Below are 4,634 nucleotides of genomic sequence, written 5' to 3' on the forward strand. Positions count from 1 at the left end.
CCGCCGGCCTGTTCGACGTCTCCCACATGGGCCAGATCGCGCTGCGGCCGAAATCCGGCAAGGTCGAGGACGCCGCCCGCGCGCTGGAACGGCTGGTGCCGCAGGACATCGTGGCGATTGCGCCGGGCCGGCAGCGCTACGCCCAGTTCACCAATGCCGATGGCGGCATTCTCGACGACCTGATGGTCGCCAATTTCGGCGATCACCTGTTCCTGGTCGTCAACGCCGCCTGCAAGGCCGAGGACCAGGCGCATCTGCGCGCGCATCTGTCCGACGACTGCGTCATCGATTCGCTGGCCGACCGCGCCCTGGTCGCGCTCCAGGGTCCGAAGGCCGAATCCGCGCTGGCGAAATTCTGTGCAGAGGCGCCTGCCATGAAGTTCATGGACGCCGGCCCGCACAAGGTCGCCGGTCTCGACTGCTTCGTCTCGCGCTCCGGCTACACCGGCGAGGACGGGTTCGAGATTTCGGTTCCGGCCGCGGACGCCGAGCGTCTGGCAAAAACGCTGCTGGAAAACCCTGACGTGCTGCCGATCGGCCTCGGCGCCCGCGACAGCCTGCGGCTGGAAGCCGGGCTCTGCCTCTACGGCCACGACATCGACACCGCCACCACGCCGGTCGAGGCCGCGCTGGAATGGTCGGTGCAGAAGAGCCGTCGCAGTGGCGGCGCCCGCGCGGGTGGTTTCCCCGGCGCCGAGAAGATCCTCGCCCATTTCGATCAGGGTGCCGGCCGCCGCCGCGTCGGCCTGCGCGCGGAAGGCCGCGCGCCGGTGCGCGAGGGCGCGCTGCTGTTTGCGGATGCGACATCCGCCGCGCCGATCGGAACGGTCACATCGGGCGGCTTCGGCCCGAGCCTGAACGCGCCGGTCGCGATGGGCTACGTGCCCACCGCACTGGGCGCGCTCGGCACCAGCCTCTTCGCCGAGGTGCGCGGCCAGCGACTGCCGCTCACGGTCGCCGCCATGCCCTTCGTGAAAAACACCTACAAACGCTGAGGACTTCAGAATGACCACGACGCTGTACACCTCCGACCATGAATGGCTCGCCATTGAGGGCGACGTCGCCACCGTCGGCATCACCGACTACGCGCAGCAGCAGCTCGGCGACGTCGTGTTCGTCGAACTGCCCAAGCTCGGCCGCGTGCTGAAGAAGGCGGAAGCCGCCGCCGTGGTGGAATCGGTGAAGGCCGCCTCCGACGTCTACGCGCCTGTGACGGGCGAAGTGCTCGAGACCAACGCCGCGCTGGCCGCCGAGCCGGCGCTGGTGAACACGGATGCGCAAGGCGCCGCCTGGTTCTTCAAGATCAAGATTGCCGACAAGAGCGAACTCGGCGGCCTCATGGATGAAGCCGCCTACAAGGCCCACACGGCGTGAGATGAAGCGAACTCCGACCTCACATTCGGTGTCATCCCCCGCGCAGGCGGGTGATCCAGTACGCCGCGGCTTCCCGGTTCAAGCCGTGACGCCTGCGTTTACTGGATGCCCCGCCCCAGTGCGCAAGTGCGCACAAGGCGGGGCATGACAGCGACAGATGACCTAAAGCGAGGACCCATGATGACCGCGCACCGCAAATCCAACGGCGACACCACCAATTTCGCTCGCCGCCACATCGGCCCGTCGGCGCGCGACGTCGCCGCGATGCTGGAGGCCGTCAACGCCAGGAGCGTCGATGCGCTGATGGCGGAGACGCTGCCGGCCTCGATCCGGCAGGCCGCCCCGCTCGATCTCGGCAAGCCGCTCAGCGAGACCGAGGCGATCGCGCATATGGGCGAGCTCGCTGCCCAAAACCAGGTCTTCACCTCGCTGATCGGCCAGGGCTATTCGGGCACGATCCTGCCCGCGGTGATCCAGCGCAACATCCTGGAGAACCCGGCCTGGTACACCGCCTACACGCCGTACCAGCCCGAGATCAGCCAGGGCCGGCTGGAGGCGCTGTTCAACTTCCAGACCATGATCTGCGACCTCACCGGCCTCGACGTCGCCAACGCCTCGCTGCTCGACGAGGCGACCGCGGCAGCCGAAGCGATGGCGCTGGCGGAGCGGCACTCGCGGGTCGAAGCGAAGGCCTTCTTCGTCGACAAGGACGTGCATCCGCAGACGCTTGCGGTGATGCGCACCCGCGCCGAGCCGCTCGGCTGGAAGCTGATCGTCGGCGATCCTCTCACCGAGCTCGACAGCGCCGACGTGCTCGGCGCGCTGCTGCAATATCCCGGCTCCTCGGGCGCAGTGCGCGACCTCAGGCCCGCAATCGCGACGCTGAAGGCCAAGGGCGCCCTCGCGATCGTTGCCGCCGACCTGCTGGCCCTGACGCTGCTCGCCTCGCCCGGCGAGCTCGGGGCCGACATCGCGATCGGCTCGGCGCAGCGCTTCGGCGTGCCGATGGGCTATGGCGGGCCGCACGCGGCCTACATGGCGGTGCGCGATGCGCTGAAGCGCTCGCTGCCCGGCCGCATCGTCGGCCTCTCCGTGGATTCGCGCGGGATGCCGGCCTACCGCCTCGCGCTGCAGACCCGCGAGCAGCACATCCGCCGCGAGAAGGCGACCTCCAACATCTGCACCGCGCAGGTGCTGCTCGCCGTGATCGCCGCGATGTATGCGGTCTATCACGGCCCCGAAGGCCTTGCGCAGATCGCGCGCCAGGTGCATCGCCGCGCTGCCGTGCTCGCGAGCGGCCTGCGCAAGCTCGGCTTTGCGCCGAACTGCGAAAACTTCTTCGACACGCTCAGCGTCGATGCCGGCGCCAAACGCGCCGAGATCGTCGCGCGCGCGGCTGCCGAGAAGATCAATCTCGGCGTCGGTGAGGCGGCTTTGCGCATCGCGCTCGACGAGACCACCACGCCCGCGACCATCGAGGCGGTCTGGCGCGCCTTCGGCGGCCAGCTTGCTTACGCCGAGATCGACGCCACCACGCGCGACGCGCTGCCGGAGGCGCTGAAGCGCGCGACCGCGTTCCTCACCCATCCGGTGTTCCATGCGCATCGCTCGGAGACCGAGATGCTGCGCTACATGCGCAAGCTCAGCGACCGCGACCTCGCGCTCGACCGCGCCATGATCCCGCTCGGCTCCTGCACCATGAAGCTGAACGCGACCACCGAGATGATGCCGCTGACCTGGCCGGAATTCGGCTCCCTGCACCCGTTCGCCCCGCGCGAGCAGGCCAAGGGCTATCACGCGCTGTTCGCGCGGCTGGAGAAGTGGCTGTGCGACATCACCGGCTATGACGCGATCTCGCTGCAGCCGAATTCCGGCGCGCAAGGCGAATATGCCGGGCTTCTGGCGATCCGCGCCTATCACGCCGCGCGCGGCGAGACCCACCGCAAGATCTGCCTGATCCCCTCCTCCGCCCACGGCACCAACCCGGCCTCGGCCGCCATGGTCGGCATGGACGTGGTGGTGGTCGCCTGCGAGAAGAACGGCGACGTCGACGTCAATGATCTCCGCGCCAAGGCCGACAAGCACGCGAATGACCTCGCCGCAGTGATGATCACCTATCCCTCGACCCACGGCGTGTTCGAGGAGCACATCCGCGAGATCTGCGACATCGTCCACGGCCATGGCGGCCAAGTGTATCTGGACGGCGCCAACCTCAACGCGCAGGTCGGCCTGTCACGGCCCGGCGATTACGGCGCCGACGTCAGCCATCTCAACCTGCACAAGACCTTCTGCATTCCGCATGGCGGCGGCGGCCCGGGCATGGGCCCGATCGGCGTGAAGGCGCATCTTGCGCCGTTCCTGCCGGGCCATCCCGCAACGCAGACGGATGCTCCGGTCGGCCCGGTCTCGGCGGCGCCGTTCGGCTCGGCCTCGATCCTGACCATCTCCTACATCTACATCCTGATGATGGGCGGCGAAGGCCTGAAGCGCGCCACCGAGATCGCGATCCTCAACGCCAACTACATTGCAGCAAGGCTCGATGCGCATTTCCCGGTGCTCTACAAGAACGAGAAGGGCCGCGTCGCGCATGAGTGCATCGTCGACCCCCGCGCCCTCAAGACGACCAGCGGCGTCACCGTCGACGACATCGCCAAGCGCCTGATCGACTACGGCTTCCACGCGCCGACCATGAGCTTCCCGGTSSCGGGCACGCTGATGATCGAGCCGACCGAATCGGAATCCAAGGCGGAGCTGGATCGCTTCTGCGACGCGATGATCGCGATCCGCAAGGAAATCGCCGAGGTCGAGGCCGGCCGCTTCAAGATCGAGGCGTCACCGCTGCGTCACGCCCCGCACACCGTGCACGACATCGCGGACGATGCGTGGAATCGCGCCTACACGCGTGCCGAGGGCTGCTTCCCCGACGGCGTCTCGCGCACCGACAAATACTGGTGCCCGGTCGGCCGCGTCGACAACGTTTATGGCGACCGCAACCTGGTGTGCTCCTGCCCGCCGGTGAGCGATTACGCGGAAGCCGCGGAGTAATGGATTCGTGAGGTGGGTTAGCGGGCGGCTGCGCTTCGCGCAGCCACAGGGCTAACCCACCCTACAATCCGGATTCAAGGCGCCGCCAGCGAACGGCTTTGCGGATTCCAACGCCAAAGCCGTTCGTTGGTCAGGAGCGTGCCGCCCCACCAGCGCCGGATCGGATTGTGGCTGCAGAAATTGTCCCGGCCTGCAAGCACCGCCTTGCCGAAATC

The 4,634-nt window shown here is 68.0% G+C and carries 3 protein-coding genes; all 3 read left to right on the top strand.

The features are described from left to right. On the top strand, positions 1-995 hold a 995-nt coding region (gcvT, locus tag AC1D00_RS27925), incomplete at its 5' end, for a glycine cleavage system aminomethyltransferase GcvT (RefSeq protein WP_477012870.1). 10 nt (positions 996-1,005) lie between these two features. Beyond that, complete coding sequence (gene gcvH / locus AC1D00_RS27930) at positions 1,006-1,374, top strand: glycine cleavage system protein GcvH (protein ID WP_027548617.1); 369 nt, start codon at positions 1,006-1,008, stop codon at positions 1,372-1,374. Between the two features lie 180 nt (positions 1,375-1,554). Further along, positions 1,555-4,419 (top strand): aminomethyl-transferring glycine dehydrogenase, encoded by a 2,865-nt coding sequence (gene gcvP, locus AC1D00_RS27935; RefSeq protein WP_477012871.1) that lies wholly within the window; start codon positions 1,555-1,557, stop codon positions 4,417-4,419. Positions 4,420-4,634: the final 215 nt, after the last annotated feature.

It is taken from the genome of Bradyrhizobium sp. P2_E8 (genome assembly GCF_056403875.1).